Here is a 16,440-nt window from a genome sequence, read left to right as displayed (position 1 = left end):
ATTGATGGGTACCCAGATCACGATGTCGCCGTACTACGGCACGCCCGATTTCACCCCGCTGGAGGCGGCATCCGCATCGCCGCCGGTCGACCTGGTGTCGGTGGCCGATCTGCTGCGCAACGCCTTCGTCTATCCCCCGTTCTCGATCCTGCAAGGCGTGCGCCTGGTGACCTTCGGGTTCTGCCCGTACGACGACATGCACACTGCGCCGGAATTTCGCTTCAAGTTCCGCAACGCCGGCGAGGTTCCCGAAGAACCCAGTTCGCACCAGGACTGGGTGCTCGGCTACCACCGACGGCTGTGCGATGCGGTCAATCGAAGCTGCGGGAACATGCATGCGCCCTGGCTGCTGCAAAGCGGGGGCAAGGATTCGACCACGCTCGCCATCGCGCTCGCCGAGGTCCGGCCAGATACCACGTGCATCACTTATCTCGGCGGACGCGAGGAGGACGAAGTCGAGTCGGCGACGCGGGTGGCCCGCACCCTCGGCTTGCGCCACGAATCCCTGGTCTGCGATCCCGGCCGTGCCTACGACCGTTACCTGGCGGTGGTGGACAGGATGCCGTTGCTGACCGCGGACTTCGCATTGCTCTCCTGCGTCGACCTGGGCACCGAAATCGCCGCCAGGGGCGGCGACGGAATCATCGACGGACTCGGCGCCGACAGCTATTTCGGCACTCCGATGAGCCGTCGCCAGCACATGCTGGCCCGGCTCGCACGCGATTTCAGCCTGTCGCCGCGGATCGCCGAGCTGCCTCTGGTCGACCGCAGTTTCCGCCTTTGCTACTTGCTCAGCACCCTGCAGATGAACCCGATCGAGCGGGCCTTCCCCGGCTCGCGCTTCAGCAACGACGAGGTCGACGAACTGTTTGGCCGCCAGATCGCAGGCCAGTCCCGGCAGCGCCTGGACCTGTTCCTCGCCGAGATCGGATCGGCCACCAGCCCGGCCGAATGGCGCGACATGTCGACCTCGATTGCGGGTTCGGCCGGTGCCTTTGCCAAGGGCCTGTACACCGCCAGTGCACTGTCGCTGCAGGCAGCTTATCCATTCTGTGACCTGGCCTTGCGTGAGTGGATCCATCGCGAGGTTCCCGGCTACGAGAAGGTCGATCCGAAGACCAAGATGAACAAGCTGCTGATCAGGCAACACATCGCCACCCGCTTCGGCGACCTTCCGTACGTGCAAAGCAAGGGCAGCTTCCGTTTCGACGTCCGTGGCCTGGCGCAACAGCGTTTCGACGAGGTCTTCGAGTTCGCCCGGCAGGCGGCCGACATCCTGCCCGGTGCCGCTCCCTGGCTGGAGCGCAACCGCAAGCGGCTCGACAACAAGTACCACGCATCAAAGTTTTACCTGCTGGCGATCGTGTTGCCGTGGCTGGAATCGAGGCGGCGGACGGACCGGCAAGTGGCCGCACCGCCTGGTGCCGATCGCCCGGCCCCGGCGCGAGCGCATGCGGCGCAGCACTGACATGGACCTTGGGCGACGGCGATTGCTGCGCAACTGCGTGCTGCCATTGCTGGTGATGCCGTTGTGGGCACCGCTGGCGAGCTTGGCCGCCGATGTCACGGTGCGCGGGCGCGGGCCGGCACGCATCGACGTGCGCACCCACGGTGCGCTCGGCAACGGCAGCCGCGACGACACGGATGCGTTCCAGTCCGCCATCGACACGCTTCCGGACAGCGGCGGCACCGTGCTGGTGCCGGCGGGCGACTATCTGATCGACCCGGTGCGCAGCGTGCGGCTTCGAAGCCGGATGCACCTGCAACTGGCCGCGGGTGCGCGCCTGATCGCCAAGGCCAATGCGGCCGAGCGCGCATACGTGCTGAACGCACAGGCTGTCAGCGACGTCGAGATCTCCGGCGGGCGCATCATCGGCGAGCGTGACTCACACCTTGGAACAGGGGGCGAATGGGGCCACGGCATCATGATCCGCGGCGCCTCGAAGGTGACCGTGCACGACCTGCATGTCTCGCATTGCTGGGGTGACGGCATCTCCATTGGCGGCTCGAAGATCGACGGTGTCGTGGTACCTAGCCGGGATGTCGTGATCGCGCGGGTCCAGTGCGTCGGCAACAGGCGCCAGGGGCTGACCATCGGGCGCTCGCGCCACGTCCGCGTCTACGACTCGAGCTTCACCGACACCGGTGGCACCCTGCCCGGCTGCGGCATAGACGTCGAACCCGATGCCGGCGACATCGCCAGCGACGTGGTCATCGCCAACTGCCAGGTGATGAGGAACGAAGGCGCCGGCATCCAGCTCTACAAGCGCGCATCCAACATCACGATCCGCGACTGCACGATCGAAGCCAACCGCGGCCATGGCGTTCTGGCCATCGCCGCCGAAGACTGCGTCATTACCGGCAACCAGATCCGGCAGAACGGCCTGGGCGGCATTGGCCTGCGGCCTGGCACGCGCAACGTCAGCGTCACCGGCAACGATTTCGCGGCAAACGGGCCGGCCCGCAGCGCAAGAGCGAGCAAGCCGCTCACGCGCAACCGCCACGTTTCGATCGCCGAGAAGACGCAGTCGATTCAGGTTGGCGACGACAATCGATACCGGAATTGATCCATTCGATTCCGCGCATGTGCCGCTACAGCTACATGAATGAACCCGCAGTCATCAACTTGAATGCGGTTCAACATGAACAAGCTAGGCCAATTTCCTTGCGCCCGCGCACACTTACGACAATCAGCAACTGCAGTTAAGCATCGCTGCGCTAGATTCGCTCGAGTCACGAAAATGATCGTGGCGTGACGAATCGGCGGCCCATGTCGCCGACCACTCATCGAGAAGGCCGGACAGGGGCTGGCCCAGGAAGCCCAATAAGTGAACAACAGATCCAAGCGCGCCGCGCGCGCATCCGACCACGGCCACAACGGCCGTCGAGAATTCCTCCGCCGATCCTTCTTTGCCGCAGTGCCTGGCGTGTTGACCGCGACCGGCATGTCGCGGGCGCTGGCAGCCACCGGCAGTACCGTCGAGGCGGCGTACAACCCTCCCGTTCGTGCTCGCGGCTCGGCCGTATTCAACGTCCGCAATCGCGGCGCCTACGGCGATGGCATCCATGACGACACCACTGCCATCCAGGCGGCAATCGATGCGCTGCCGTCCGACGGCGGCACGATCCTGATTCCGGCCGGCACCTACGTCATCGACCCGACCCGCAATCTGCGCCTGCGCAGCCGCATGCACCTCCAGCTCGCCGACGGTGCCATCCTCGCAGCCAAGCGCAACAGCGCCGATCGCGCCTATGTGGTCATGGTCTACAAGGTCAGCGACGTCGAAATCTCGGGCGGCCAGATCATCGGCGACCGCGACAACCACCTCGGCACGACCGGCGAGTGGGGTCACGCGATCATGGTCCGCGGTTCCTCGCGAGTCACCATCCGCGACATCCACCTGTCCAAGTGCTGGGGCGATGGCATCTCCATCGGCGGCGCCATGGTCACCGGCAAGCCGGCCATCCCTTCGCAGGGCGTGGTCATCGCCAATGTCGTCTCCACCGGCAATCGCCGCCAGGGCCTTTCGATCGGCCGCTCCAGCGAGATCAAGGTCTACGATTCGGAGTTCAGCAACAACACCGGCATCGCCCCGGGCTGCGGCATCGACATCGAGCCTGATGCCGACGATGCAGGCACCACCACCACGGTGCACATCGAGAACTGCCTGGTCCGCAAGAACCAGGGCAACGGCATCCAGGTCTACAAGCGCGTCTCCGGTGTCACCATCAAGAGCTGCACGGTCGAGTACAACGGCGGCTACGGCGTCCTGACGATCTCGCCGGTGAGCGGCTACATCGCCCAGAACAAGTTCCAGCACAACTACCTGATGGGCGTGATGCTGCGTTCGACGACCAAGTCCTTCCAGGTGAGCGGCAATACGTTCCGCAACAACCACACGCGCATGCACGGCGTGAACACCGCGACCAACCCGCTGGTGTCGATGACCGGCCTGGTCGGCGGAAACAACGGCAACGGTGCCCACATCCAGGCCACCACCGACTGCGTCGACCTGCGCGTAACCACGAACCAGTACGCGAAGTAACCGCACTGAAATGTTCGTCATGGAACGGCCGACAATGTCGGCCGTTCCTTTTTCTAAGGCATATGCGGACCCCGTTCCGCCACTTTCGCGCGCGTCGCCCCCGGTTTCGTTCATGCGCCGATGTGGAAAGTGATCGCATCGTTTACAGCCCGGTAAGGGGGCATCGATACAATCCAGATCCCCCCATCGAACAGTGCCCGCTGCATCGCGAACAGTAAGAATGCACTGCGATGTACGGCACTCCGCTTGCCGATGCGTATCGTCTTCTTCGCCAACACCGACTGGTATCTGTACAACTTCCGGTTGTCGACCGCGCTGCAGCTCAAGGCGCACGGTGCCGATGTCGTGATGGTCTCGCCGCCAGGCGAGTTCGGCGAACGCTTCGATCAGCATGGGATCCCCTGGTGCCAGCTGTCCATGGACCGGGCCAGCCTGAATCCCTTTCGCGAGATGCACACGCTGCGCGAGCTGGTGACGGTGCTGCGTACGCACAAGCCCGACCTCCTGCACAACTTCACGGTCAAGTGCGCCGTCTATGGCGCTCTTGCCGCGCGCGTCGCCGGCGTTCCGGCGGTGGTCAACGCAGTAGCGGGCATGGGCTACGTGTTCGCCAGCGAAAGCGCCAAGGCGCGGATGCTGAGGCCGGTGGTCAGCATGCTGATACGGGCAAGCCTCGGCCATGGCCATTCGCGCGTGATCCTGCAGAACCCCGACGATGCGCAGGCACTGACCGACGCGCGCCTGGTCCCGGGTAGCAAGATCCGCCTGATCAGGAGCTCCGGGGTCGATACCGAGCGTTTCCGGCCATGCCCGCGCGCCGACACTACGCAACCGCTGCGCGTGCTTCTCGCGGCGCGCCTGTTGCGCGAGAAGGGCGTGAGCGAGTTCGCCGAGGCATCCAGGCTCCTGCAACAGCAAGGGCGCAGGATCGAGTTCCTCCTTGCCGGCACTCCCGATCCCGGCAATCCCAGCTCGATCACGCGCGAGGAAGCGCGGGCGTGGCACGAACAAGGCCTGTTGCAGTGGCTGGGCCACGTCGAGGACATGCCAGGCTTGCTGGCCAGCGTCGACGTCATGGCCCTGCCCAGCTATTACCGCGAAGGCGTGCCGCGTTGCCTGATCGAAGGCGCCGCCGCCGGACTGGCGCTGATCACCACCGATCTTCCCGGCTGCCGCGAGGTCGTCACCCGCGATGGCGAGGACGGATTGCGCGTGCCCCCGCGCGATGCGGCATGCCTGGCCTCCCTGCTCGCGCGCCTGGATGACGATCGCGAACTGCTTGCAAGACTGGGCGCCAGTGCCCGCGAACAGGCGTTGCGCCACTTCGACGAGCGACTGGTCATCCGGCGCACGCTGGACGTGTACGAGGAATTGCTGACCGTGCCGCTGCAGGCGCGCGCCACCGTGACGGGATGAAGACGATGGTCGCGCACGGCTGGCGCCCGGCAGCAATGGCGATTTCCCTGCTCTGGCTGGCAACGCTGGCCGGTACGGTGATGGTGTTCCTCGCTCAGGTGGTGCTGGCGCGCCGTCTCGGCCCGGCCGAGTACGGTCTGTTCGCATCGTCACTGGCAACGGTGACGATGATCGCGCCATTGGCGGGATTCGGTCTCTCGCAGTTTCGCCTCAAGGCCTACGGCAGCGAAGGCTGGGCCGCGGATCGCTGGCTTCGCCCGGCCCTGCGCTTTTCCTTCGTCACGACGATGGTGGCCATCGCCGGCGTGGTGGCATGGGCGCTGTGGGGCAATCCGGTGGATGCCGACACGCGCGCGTCGCTGCTGCTGCTCACCCCGGTCATCATCGGCGTGTTTGCGGTGGACCTGATAGGCAGCAAGTTGCGCCTGGAAGAGCGCCACCGCGCCCTCGCCGGCTGGCAACTGCTGATGCCCTCCGGCCGCCTGGCGGTGGCATTGCTGGCAGTCGGAATCGCCGGCATCGGCGCGCGACAGGTCGCACTGGGCTACGGCGTCGTGGCGCTGCTGGTCGCGGCCACGGCGATGCCGCAACTTGCCGCGATGAATCGTGGCGAGATGAAGTTGAACGGTCACGGCCCCCGCCGGGCGCCGCCGCCATCCCTTGAGACGCCCGGTACGTGGCAGTTGTGGTCACAGGCCTGGGCGTACGGGGTCGCCGCAGCACTCTACCCGGTCTTCTTCCAGGTCAGCACGGTTCTGCTGAAGTACCTGGATGGCAACGCGCAGGCCGGCCACTATGGTGTCGCCCTGGCGATCATGTCGGCGCTGTACCTGTTCCCCGCGACGGTCTATCAGAAGTATTTGCTGTCGCGCCTTCACCGCTGGGCCGTGCATGACAAACCGCAGTTCTGGCGAGTCTATCGACTAGGCAACCTGGCGATGCTGGCGATGGGCCTGCTCACCGGCCTGGCGCTCTGGCTTCTCTCGCCGATGTTGGTGTCGATCGCGTTTGGTCCTGCCTATGCCGATGTCGTGGTGCTGCTGAGCATTCTCGCGATCTGCGCGCCGATCCGGTTCCTCTCGACGTCGGTCGGATCGGCACTGCTCACCGCGAACCACATGCGTTACCGCGTGCTGGCGATGCTGGTGGCGACCGTCGTCGCCGTAGCCCTGACCTGGCTGCTGATCCCGCGCCTGGGCGCGGTCGGCGCGGCCTGGGCGACGGTGGTGGCCGAGGCCACGCTGCTGCTGCTCATGTACCTGGGCGTGCGGCGGATCAGGCGGCCGGAGGCCGGCGCATCATGACGGACGCGCTTCGGGTCGGTTTCACCGGCTACTACGGCATGCGCAACTTCGGCGACGATCTGTTCGGCGTCCTTTGCAGCACCGCCTCGCGACTGTACTGGAACGCGGAACCGACCCTGGTAGGGCCCACGCTCGTGGATCTGGAAGGTGGCAGCACTTGGCCGCGACGCTTCCCGCTGGACCTCTACGGCGCCAGCGGAGCCGCGGGCAAGTGCAGCCGGCTGCTGAGCTTCGCCCGCGGCGTGCACGGTAACGACGTGCTGGTGATGGGTGGCGGCTCGGTCATCACCGCTCGCGAATCGTTCCGCAAGCCCCTGATGCTCTGGGCCAATCGGCAACGAGGCTTGCAGCTGGCGGCAGTGGGCGTTTCCATCGGTCCTTTCGCCGATCGCGCCGACGAGGCAATCGTGGCGGAGTACGCCCGCCACTTCTCTTACCTATCGGTGCGCGACCGCCGCTCCTACGAACTCGCACTCACCCTTGGACTCGACCGTGTCACCCATCACGGCCGCGACCTGGCCGGCCTGCTGTCACTGCTGGTTCCGACCCGATCGGCCCGCATCGGCATGCGCGCCGACCACGGCGGACCGCTGCACATCGGCATTGCACCCTGTCGTTACAGCCCGCGCCCAGACCACCCCGCCCCCACGATGGATGCATGGCAGGACGCCATGATCGAAGCGCTGGCGACCATTGCGCTACACACCCCGCTGCAGGTCGAGGTGTTCAGCCTCAACGGCCATCCGCACCATGGCGACCAGGCGCTCGCCGAAGACATCCAGTCACGGCTGCGCGCGCGCGGCATCGATGCCGACCTGTGCCTGTATCGCGGCGATGATCCGCTCGCCATCGTCCGCGACATCTGCCGTTGCGATGCGTTCATCAGTGCGCGTCTGCATGGGGCGATCGTTGCCTACCTGTGCGGCGTGCCATTCACGATCATCGATTACCACCCCAAGTGCCGGGATTTCGCCGACGACGTCGGCCTTCCGCCGCAACTGCGCGTTAGCGGCGAGCTTCATGGCAGTGACGAACTCGTCGCCGCCATCACGACGATGCTGAACGATCCCGATGCGCAACCGGCGCTTTCACCGTCCGTATACGCGCAGCAGGCCCAGGACATATTCCAATGTGCACCTTGGTCAAGCAATCAACGGGCGCGGCCCAATCGAGGGGTCGACCTTCGATCGGGAAGCGCTCCGGGAACCCACGGGATGGTGCCATGAACCGCGAAGTCGCCTCGCCTTCCGTAGCACCGATCTGCGTGGTCGTGCCTTGCTATCGCTGTGGGGACACCATCGCTGACGCGGTGGCTTCGATCGCCGCGCAGACGGTCGCACCGGCGCAGGTGCTGCTGGTCGACGATTTCAGCAATGACGGCACGCTCGAGTTGCTGCACTTCCTTTCCGCCAGCTACCCGCGCGGCTGGGTCGAGGTCATTGCCCTGCCCGACAACGGCGGTCCATCGCGTGCGCGCAATGCCGGCTGGCAGCGCGCCAGGCAGGAATACATTGCCTTCCTGGATTCGGACGACACCTGGGCTCCGACCAAGATCGAACTGCAGATGCAGGCGCTGCGGGCGGACCCGGAGATCGCCCTGCTCGCGCATCCGATGAAAGTTCGCGACCGCGCCGAGCCCGCGCCAACCTCGCCACGCACGGCTCGGACGTTCATCGTGCCGCGTGCGCGCCTGCTGCTGAGCAATCCGTTCCCGACCGCATCGGTGGTGCTGCGCCGCGACCTGCCATTCCGCTTCAACGAGGACTTCCGCCGCGTCGAGGATTTCCTGCTGTGGGGGCAGATCGGATTCTCGGGGTTCCGTTGCGCCAAGCTCGACCAGACCCTGGCTTACTGGCACAAGGCCAACTATGGCGCCGGCGGCCTCAGTGAAGACCTCGCCGCGATGCATCGCGCAGGCCGCCAGGCGCGCCTGGAGCTGCTGCGGCAGGGAATGGTCACGCTGCCCGAGCACCTGTTTGCCCGCTCGTTCGGGCTGGTCCGCAAGGCCCGCCAGCGCCTGTTTGCAGCGGTGCGACGATGGCGTGCACTGAGTGCCGCATCATGAACACGGTCGACGGCCTGACCACCTTCCATGTTCGCCAGCACCGGGCGGCCGACAGCGTCGGCGCCACCGTACTGAGCGTGCTGCTGCTGGCTGCCGTGGCCGCGTTTGGTTGCTGGCTGGTCGGCACGCGCTCGCCCGATATCGGCACCGATACGCTGACCTACGCCGGCTTCTTCGAAGCACTGGGCCGGGAATCGATCGAGACGCGCCTGGAGCCGGGCTTCGTCTATCTGAGCATCGCCCTGTGGAAACTGGGCCTCGGCGTGACCGGCTACCAGACCGCGCTGTTCGCGCTGATGCTTGGCACCGTGGTCGTGTCCACCCGCCAGTACTTCCGCGCGCTTGGCGACGACCGCGGCTACCTGACCTTCCTCAGCGTGTCGCTGTTGCTGTTGTTCGTGTCGCCGATGTTCGTCAACGCCTCGATCAATGCGGTGCGCCAGGGCCTGGCGGCCCTGCTGGTGTTCACCGCGCTGTTGTCGTTCCAGCAGCGGCGCTGGGGCATGTTCGCGCTGTTCGGCCTGATTGCCAGCAGCCTGCATATGTCCTCGCTGCTGTACCTGGTGTTCGCGCCGGTGCTGTTGCTGGGGCCCCGGACGCAGCGCCTGGTCGCCGTGGCCGGCTTCATCCTGTACGTCACTGGCGTGTCGATGGCGATGGTCAGGGCCGCCGTGCCTTCGTTGTACGAACTGGTGATGACTTACACCGAGAACAGCCACTACCGGTCAGGCGTGCGCATCGACTTCGCCGTGTTCTCGATCTTCTGGTACGCGCTACCACACGCGCTGTCGCCACTGGTCAAGCCCGAGTTCCGCACGAAGATCCGCGACAGCACCGCCATCTATCTGGTGATGCTGCTGCCGTTCTTCGCCATCGGCTGGGGCTTCTTCTCCAACCGCTATCTGCTGCCGGCATGGCTGTCGGTATCACTGATCGTGGCCGCGGTGATCTGCCACAGCCGCCTGCCGGCGTTCCGCCACCCGCTGCTGCTTCGGTTTGGCCTGGTCCTGTCGTGCGCGGTGTTCTATTACTACGTCAACAACGAGATCGTGATCTGACCGCATGTCGCAATCGCTGCAGAAACTCATCGTCGCACTCACCTACCCCCCTGCCCTGAGCCTGTGCCTCATAGTCCTGGCACTGGGGCTGCTGCTCCTGCGTCGTCACCGCGGCGCCGTGGCGACCTTCGCCATGGCGATGGCGTGGTCGGCGGTGTGGTCGATCCCGATGGCATCGGACTGGCTGCGCGGCCGCGTCGAGCAACGCTATCCGCCTGTCGAAGAGGCGTCGTTGCCGCGTGCGGATGCCATCGTCGTTCTGGGTGGCGGCATGCGCTATGGCTGGCTTGACCGCCCCGATGTCCGTGCCGAGGATCTCGAGAACAGCCGGCTGGCAGCAGGTGCGCGCGCGTGGCTCGCACACCGCGCGCCGATCGTGATCCTGTCTGGCGGCGGCGAGAACGGCGGTGAAGGCAGCAACGGCAGCGAAGCGCGGATGATGGCCACCGCCATCGAGCGCCTGGGCATTCCGTCGTCGGCGCTGGTGCTGGAAGAGCGCAGCCACAACACCCGCGACAACGCCCGCTACACCGCGCAGATCCTCAGTCGACGCGAGGCACGCAGCGTCCTGCTGGTCACGTCTTCCCTACATATGCCCCGCGCCATGGAGCAGTTCCGCAGCGAAGGGATCGACGCTATCGCGGTATCCGTTCCCGAACGAGCGCGACGCATTACATGGAAGCAACGCTGGTTCCCGTCCCGCAGCGCGCTGTGGCGCAGTGGGCGTGCGTTCAAGGAAATGGGTGGTTTGTTGATGGTTCGTATACAGAACTGAACTGGCAGCACGTCACGTTTCACTGATTTGTTTCGGTGCGGTTGAACACACTGAACGCCGTTGCACCAGGCATTCGCATAATCACGCTTCATCGTCGATGCCGCCATTAGGATCCCATGTGTGGTTCGCAATGTATGCGCGTTGCGTGCTTTGTTCTCCATGCGCTTGCCAACGACATGAGGGCCAGTCCTTGAACAGCATGATTGTAAGAAGCACGATCAAGAGAGTCGCGTTAGCCAGCTCCATCGCTTCGGCCGTGATTGTTTCTGCCGGTTGTGTGCCTGGCCAGCAGATGAGCCGGCAGTCGTCGGGCGATATGCAGGTTGCGGGAGGCAGCGACGTACGCATGGTGCCGATCACCGCCGAAACCGTGGCGCCACAGCGGGCAGCGGTCCAGGTTCCGCAGGAGTTGCTGAACTACCGTACCGAGTCCTACAAGATCCACCCCGGCGACACCATTCTGGTCACGGTCTGGGACCACCCCGAGCTGACCAGCCCCGCCGGTAACCAGCAGCAGGCCGTCACCAACGGCCGCCTGGTGCAACCGGACGGAACGTTCTTCTATCCCTACGCGGGCAAGATCAACGTCACCGGCATGACCATCGAGGACCTGCGCAGCACGCTGAGCAGTCGACTCGCGCAGTACCTTCGCAATCCCCAGCTCGACATCAACGTGGTCGGCTATGGCAGTCGCGTCGCAGTACAGGGCGCGTTCGAGGACACCGCGCCGCAGGAATTCACCACCGTTCCGCTGACGCTGTCGCAGGCGGTCGGTCGCGCCCGCATCAATGTCGAGCAGGCTGACCTGGCCGGATTCGTGCTGACGCGCGACGGTCGCGATTACCCGCTCGACCTCGACGCGCTCAATCGCGACGGCAAGGTCGCTCCCGATATCTTCCTCAAGCCCGGCGATCGCCTGTTCCTGCCGTTCAACGATCGCAAGGAAGTCTACGTCGTCGGCGAAGTGCTGCGTCCCCAGGCGCTGACCTTCAAGACCACCGACATGTCCCTGACCCAGGCGCTGGGTCGCACCGGTGGCCTCAACCCGGTCACGTCGAAAGGCGAAGCGGTCTATGTGATCCGCGGCATCGAACAGATGACGCAGACGCCGGCCACCGTCTACCACCTCGACGCCAAGTCGCCGGCTGCGTTCGCCTTGGGCAACAGCTTCTCGCTGCGCCCCGGCGACGTGGTCTGGGTCGGCCCGGCCGGTGTGACGCGCTGGAACCGCTTCCTGTCGCAGCTGCTGCCGCTGTCGGGCATCATCGCCAACGCCGCCGCGGCCGGAAACGATATCGGCAACTGACGCACGGCCTGGCAACACGCGTCACCGACCTGAGGCGTCGGTGACGCGGCCGGTCCTGCAGGCCTGACCGCCAATTCCCAGGTGCGTTTGCCCCGCGCTTGCGGTATCACTGCGCGGTACTTCCTCCCTGGGATCGGACATGGCCCCTGCCACCGCTGGCAACGCTTCGCGAGCCGGGTGGTTGCTGCTGGCCGCACTGATGCTGTGCGCCTGTCGCAGCGTCGCCGAACGTCCGTCCTCCTCGCCGGCATCAACCGTAGACAGCGACGGAGTCCTGCGCGGCCTTGAGATGGCCCATAGCTGGTCGCGCCGCGCAGCAGCGATGGAAGGCGACAGCGCGACGGACGCGTGGACACGCTGCGCACTCGGCGCGTATCCGGCACTGGCTGGGCGCGACACCGTGGTCGAAGCGGCAACACTGGCCACGCACTGCACTGACGCCCTGCTCGCCCGTATGCTGGCGCAGCGCGGCAGCGGCTGGGTCAGCGGATCGCAGACCATCGACGGCAGTGAATTCGACATCGAGTTCCGGCAGCTGTCACCCTACCTGGACGGCCCGCTCAGGCTCACCCGCGCCAGCGAAGTACCGATGACCCTCCTTGACGGAGCCCGCATGCACCGCGGCGGATTCGGTGTCCCGCTGGCCGTGCTGTCGCGCCGCTGCAACGATCGGCCGCTGTGCGAATTGCTGCCGCCGGAAGGCGTGTTCCGCAATGCCACCGCCTGGCTCGAACCGGGCAGCGACGGCGACGACCGGCCGCGGCTGGTCATCGCCGATGCGGTGGCCCTAGATACCCTGGCCGTGGGCGCGCAGCGAATCACGCTCGCTTACGACACGTCCGCCGGATACGCCTCCGGCGCGCTCACTTCGAAACTGGACCGGCTGGCGATCTGGGGTCTGCTGGGTGGCGATGAAGTCGGCCGGCGCGCCGGCCTTTACCTGCTCGAGGACTACGATCCAGGCAAGCGTCCGCTGGTGATGATCCATGGGCTTGGCAGCAGTCCGTTGACGTGGGCGCGCTTGTCGAACGCAGTCTGGGGTGCGCCCGACTTGCGCGAGCGATTCCAGATCTGGCACGTCGTCTACCAGACCAATGCGCCCTTGCTGGTGATCCGTCGTCGCGTGCAGCGATACCTCGATGAGGCCTGGAACGTCCTCGACCCCGAAGGCGACGATGCAGCGCGCACGGGCATGGTGCTGGTCGGCCACAGCCTGGGCGGCGTGGTGTCGCGGATGCTGTGCGTCGACAGCGGTGACGTGCTGTGGAATGCGGCCTTCGTGGCGCCGAAATCGGCCCTCAAAGGCGATGCCGAGGACATCGCCGGTGTCGACGAAGTCTTCCACTTCACGCACTACCCGGGCATCTCGCGCGCCATCTTCATCTCCTCCCCGCACGGGGGCAGTCCGAGCGCGACCAGCTGGTACGGGCGCCTGGCACGGGTGCTGATCGGCCGTCGCACACCGGAGCTGCAATCACTCAAGCGCATCGCAGACGTCAATCCGGAGGCGGTGCAACCGGAGCTGCGGCTGTTCTACCAGCAGGCGCGTCTGAACAGCATCACCACGTTGCAGACGCAACAACCCGTTCGCGCCGCTGGCCAGGTGTTGATGCCGGCCAGCGGCATCGCCTACCACACCATCGCCGGCGCATTGCCCGGACGCAATCCGCCGACTGACGGTGTGGTGCCGCTGGACAGCGCGATCATTCCCGGGGCCGAATCGACGAAGGTGCTTCCGCTCGGCCACGATCTCCAGGAAAGCGACGAAGGGGTGGCCGAAGTGCTGCGCATCCTTCGCGCGTCCGCCGACAGCGACTGACCTCCATCAGAAACAGCAAGGCCGGCGGGTTTCCCCGCCGGCCCTGCCCAACCCCCAACCTCTGTGACCTTACTTCGCCGGCGCACTGCCCGGCGGGAATGTCGCAAACATCTTGTCGACGCCCGCCTGCACCAGCGTGTTGGCCTTCTCCACCGAACTGGGGACGGTGGCCGACGCGGTACCGCGCCAGACGGCCTGCTTGGTCTTGGTGTCGAACATGTCCACGATCAGCGTGCCGACGTCATAGGTGCGCACCGTTGTGGATGCGCTGCCCATGCCCATGCCGCCCCAGCCCCAACCGCCCCATGCCGGGCCGTTGTAGAACGTGTCGATGCTCTGCTTCTGGGTCGTGGCGACATTGGCCACCAGGACGACGTCCGCAGAGGACTCGGCCGCTTGGCGCCATCCACGCGCCTGCAGCTTGGCGTCCACGGCGGACACGATGCGCTGCTGGATCAGCGGCGAGTTGGCTTCGGGTTTCTTCAGCCACGCATAGGTCTGGTAGCTGCCGAACTGCGCGGCTGGATCGTGATCGGTGGTCACCGTCGGCGAGGTCGCACAGCCGCCCAGCATCGTCGCCAGCAACATGCCCAGCGCAAGTTGTTTCATGGTCTTCTCCCGAGTGAGGCAATCGTTGGCTCGCCCTTGTGCGGCGACGAACCACAGCCGTCCTGGCCCGCGACGGCTGCGGTGCTTACGTGGAACGGGAATTAGCCCCCAAGGGCGTGAACTGGATGTGAAACGCTGCCGCCACGCGGAACGGCAGGCCGGGTTGGCCTGCCATTGCGCGAACGCTCCGCGGGGTCAGAAGGAGATCGGAACGCGAGCGGTAAACGTCACGTCAGGCGTATCGCGTGTCACGCCGACACCGAGTGCGACGTTGAGCGAAACCTTGTCGCTGAAGCGATAGGTGCCGCCCAGCAGCATCGTTCCCAGCGTCACCCGCACCGAACCCGGCGCTTCCCTGCCGTTCTGTTCGGTCTTGCCGACCAGGCTGGTGTCGTAGCCGAGGCTGATCGATGCCTTCTCGTTCAACGCCAGGCCCATGCCGAGGTTGAAACCCCAGATGTCGCCCGCCTTGACGTCACCCAGCAGTTCCTTGCCACTGAGCAGGACCGTGCGCGAGACGTTGTGGCGCTCGAAGTTGTACAGGTAGCTGATGCTGCCGAAGAACACCACCGGATCGGACGGGTACAGCCAGGTCACGCCCGGCTGCACGGCCTGGAAGCCTGTGCCGGTAGGCAGTTCAAGCGGAAGACCGGTGCCGGTAGCGTTGGACACGCAGCGCGTCACGCAGTCGGTGACGACCTCGAAGATGTCCTTGCCGGTGCGGCTCTTGTAACGCAGCCAACCAATGTAGAACGCCTTGTCGGGGCCGCCCTTGTTGAGCTGGTAGCGTGCCGTCGCCTCGATATCGCCCATGCCGCGGCCGCTGGCATTGAAGACGTTGTCGACGGCCGTGCCGGTGAATATCTCGCGGCTGACCGTGTCGGCATTGAGGTAGACGTACGGGACCTTCGCTTCGAGCTCGAAGCGTCCCCCACCGAAGCCGTAACGGCCGGTGACGGTCGCCACGCCGGAGGTGGTCTTGACCTGGCGGACGTCGATCAGGCCGATCAGGATCGCCGGGATGACGGTGAAACCGACCAATGCCACGCGATCGTTGGCCGAGTAGCCATGCTGCAGTGACGGCTCGAGGATGAACTTGCCCGCCGGCGTCAGCACGCCGGGCTGGTCGAAGATCTGCGCCACTTCGGGCGGACGTGTCGAAGTCTCCGGTGCTTCGCCGACAGGCTGCTGGCGCTGTTGCTGCGCTGGCTGCTGTTGCTGCTGCTGCGCGACCGGCTGTTGCGCTTGCTGCTGCTGTTGCGGTTGTTGCGCCTGTGCCACCTGCGCTGGCTGCGATTGTCCAGGCACCGGGACGAACGTCTGTTGCGCCAGCGAGGGCACCATGCGGCTCGGCGTCGCACCTGCACCACGCTCACCCTCCAGGCGTTCCTCATCCAGGGCCCGCTGCAGGTTGGCAACGCTCTGTTCCTGCTGGGCCAAGGTCTGGCGCAACTCGCCCAGGCGCTGGGTCTGCTGGTTGATCTCGCGCTGCAGCGCGTCCAGGCGTGCCTCGGCGGCGGCCACTTCCTCCGGCGTTGCCGGAACCAGTGCCTGCTTCGGCGGTGTTGCCTGCACCGGTGCCGCTTGCACAGGCGCTGCCTGCGAAGGCGTCGGCTGCACCGGTGCCGGCTGCGAAACCGCCACTGGCACAGAAGCCGCTTGCGGCAGCGGCTTTGCTGCGGCAACAACTACAGGCACTGCCTTCGGCGCAGCGACCACCGCTGCCGGGGTCGCCGACTTCGGTGCCGTGGTGGCCGGGGGGCTGGCGGTCGAAGCCGCAGCTGCGGCAGCGGCCGCCAAGGCCGCGGTGGCGGAGCGGTCCGCAACCACGGTCCTGGCGCTGCGCGCAGGCGGCACGACGGGAGCGGGCGCGGCATTGGCCGGCGTCCCGGCGTCGGTCCGGGCCACGGGCTGCGACGGGTCCTGGGCATTGGCGATGCCGGCCATGCTCAACAGCAGGCAGGGAGCAAGCATCAGGCGCTTGCGCGTTGGTGGCGTCCTTTTCATGCGGCCTCCTGTGGGGGGTCCTCGGATAGAACGCG

The 16,440-nt window shown here is 66.0% G+C and carries 13 protein-coding genes; 11 read left to right on the top strand and 2 right to left on the bottom strand.

Features of this window, described 5'->3' with window-relative positions; genetic code table 11:
* Window positions 1–4 precede the first annotated feature (4 nt).
* From HIV01_RS04620 to HIV01_RS04570, 11 genes are all read left to right on the top strand, one after another.
* A complete protein-coding gene (locus tag HIV01_RS04620) occupies window positions 5–1,468 on the top strand; it encodes an asparagine synthase-related protein (protein WP_200605170.1) in 1,464 nt (487 codons plus the stop codon).
* On the top strand, window positions 1,452–2,567 hold the full coding sequence (locus HIV01_RS04615) for a right-handed parallel beta-helix repeat-containing protein (RefSeq protein ID WP_200605169.1): 1,116 nt from the start codon (window positions 1,452–1,454) through the stop codon (window positions 2,565–2,567). Before HIV01_RS04620 ends, HIV01_RS04615 begins: the two co-directional genes overlap by 17 nt.
* Before the next feature lie 261 nt (window positions 2,568–2,828).
* Window positions 2,829–4,046: a right-handed parallel beta-helix repeat-containing protein gene (locus HIV01_RS04610; protein ID WP_200605168.1), complete on the top strand. Its 1,218-nt coding sequence runs from the start codon at window positions 2,829–2,831 to the stop codon at window positions 4,044–4,046.
* 252 nt (window positions 4,047–4,298) lie between these two features.
* Window positions 4,299–5,462 (top strand): glycosyltransferase family 4 protein, encoded by a 1,164-nt coding sequence (locus HIV01_RS04605; RefSeq protein ID WP_200605167.1) that lies wholly within the window; start codon window positions 4,299–4,301, stop codon window positions 5,460–5,462.
* The gene (locus HIV01_RS04600; protein WP_200605166.1) at window positions 5,459–6,766 is read left to right on the top strand and encodes a lipopolysaccharide biosynthesis protein; all 1,308 of its coding nucleotides are present in this window, start codon (window positions 5,459–5,461) and stop codon (window positions 6,764–6,766) included. Before HIV01_RS04605 ends, HIV01_RS04600 begins: the two co-directional genes overlap by 4 nt.
* The gene (locus HIV01_RS04595) at window positions 6,763–7,992 is read left to right on the top strand and encodes a polysaccharide pyruvyl transferase family protein (protein ID WP_200605165.1); all 1,230 of its coding nucleotides are present in this window, start codon (window positions 6,763–6,765) and stop codon (window positions 7,990–7,992) included. Before HIV01_RS04600 ends, HIV01_RS04595 begins: the two co-directional genes overlap by 4 nt.
* On the top strand, window positions 7,989–8,831 hold the full coding sequence (locus tag HIV01_RS04590) for a glycosyltransferase family 2 protein (RefSeq protein WP_200605164.1): 843 nt from the start codon (window positions 7,989–7,991) through the stop codon (window positions 8,829–8,831). The genes HIV01_RS04595 and HIV01_RS04590 overlap by 4 nt, the downstream gene beginning before the upstream one ends.
* Window positions 8,828–9,889 carry an EpsG family protein gene (locus HIV01_RS04585; protein WP_200605163.1) on the top strand — a complete coding sequence of 354 codons (1,062 nt, stop codon included), beginning with the start codon at window positions 8,828–8,830 and terminating at the stop codon, window positions 9,887–9,889. Before HIV01_RS04590 ends, HIV01_RS04585 begins: the two co-directional genes overlap by 4 nt.
* Before the next feature lie 4 nt (window positions 9,890–9,893).
* Entirely contained in the window at window positions 9,894–10,664 is a 771-nt protein-coding gene (locus tag HIV01_RS04580) for a YdcF family protein (protein ID WP_200605162.1), read from the top strand.
* A 292-nt stretch (window positions 10,665–10,956) separates the two neighbouring features.
* The gene (locus HIV01_RS04575) at window positions 10,957–11,970 is read left to right on the top strand and encodes a polysaccharide biosynthesis/export family protein (RefSeq protein ID WP_200605161.1); all 1,014 of its coding nucleotides are present in this window, start codon (window positions 10,957–10,959) and stop codon (window positions 11,968–11,970) included.
* 139 nt (window positions 11,971–12,109) lie between these two features.
* Window positions 12,110–13,789 carry an esterase/lipase family protein gene (locus HIV01_RS04570; RefSeq protein ID WP_200605160.1) on the top strand — a complete coding sequence of 560 codons (1,680 nt, stop codon included), beginning with the start codon at window positions 12,110–12,112 and terminating at the stop codon, window positions 13,787–13,789.
* A gap of 69 nt (window positions 13,790–13,858) precedes the next feature.
* Here HIV01_RS04570 and HIV01_RS04565 read toward each other — a convergent pair whose 3' ends face one another.
* Both HIV01_RS04565 and HIV01_RS04560 read right to left on the bottom strand, forming a co-directional pair.
* Complete coding sequence (locus HIV01_RS04565) at window positions 13,859–14,398, bottom strand: DUF4136 domain-containing protein (RefSeq protein ID WP_200605159.1); 540 nt, start codon at window positions 14,396–14,398, stop codon at window positions 13,859–13,861.
* 195 nt (window positions 14,399–14,593) lie between these two features.
* Window positions 14,594–16,405 (bottom strand): transporter, encoded by a 1,812-nt coding sequence (locus HIV01_RS04560; protein WP_200605158.1) that lies wholly within the window; start codon window positions 16,403–16,405, stop codon window positions 14,594–14,596.
* Window positions 16,406–16,440 lie beyond the last annotated feature (35 nt).

The sequence above is a fragment of the Lysobacter arenosi genome (assembly GCF_016613475.2).
GTDB classification, from domain to species: Bacteria; Pseudomonadota; Gammaproteobacteria; order Xanthomonadales; family Xanthomonadaceae; genus Lysobacter_J; species Lysobacter_J arenosi.
Note: the sequence above shows the minus strand (reverse complement) of the source record. Positions and strands in the feature narration are given on the sequence as shown.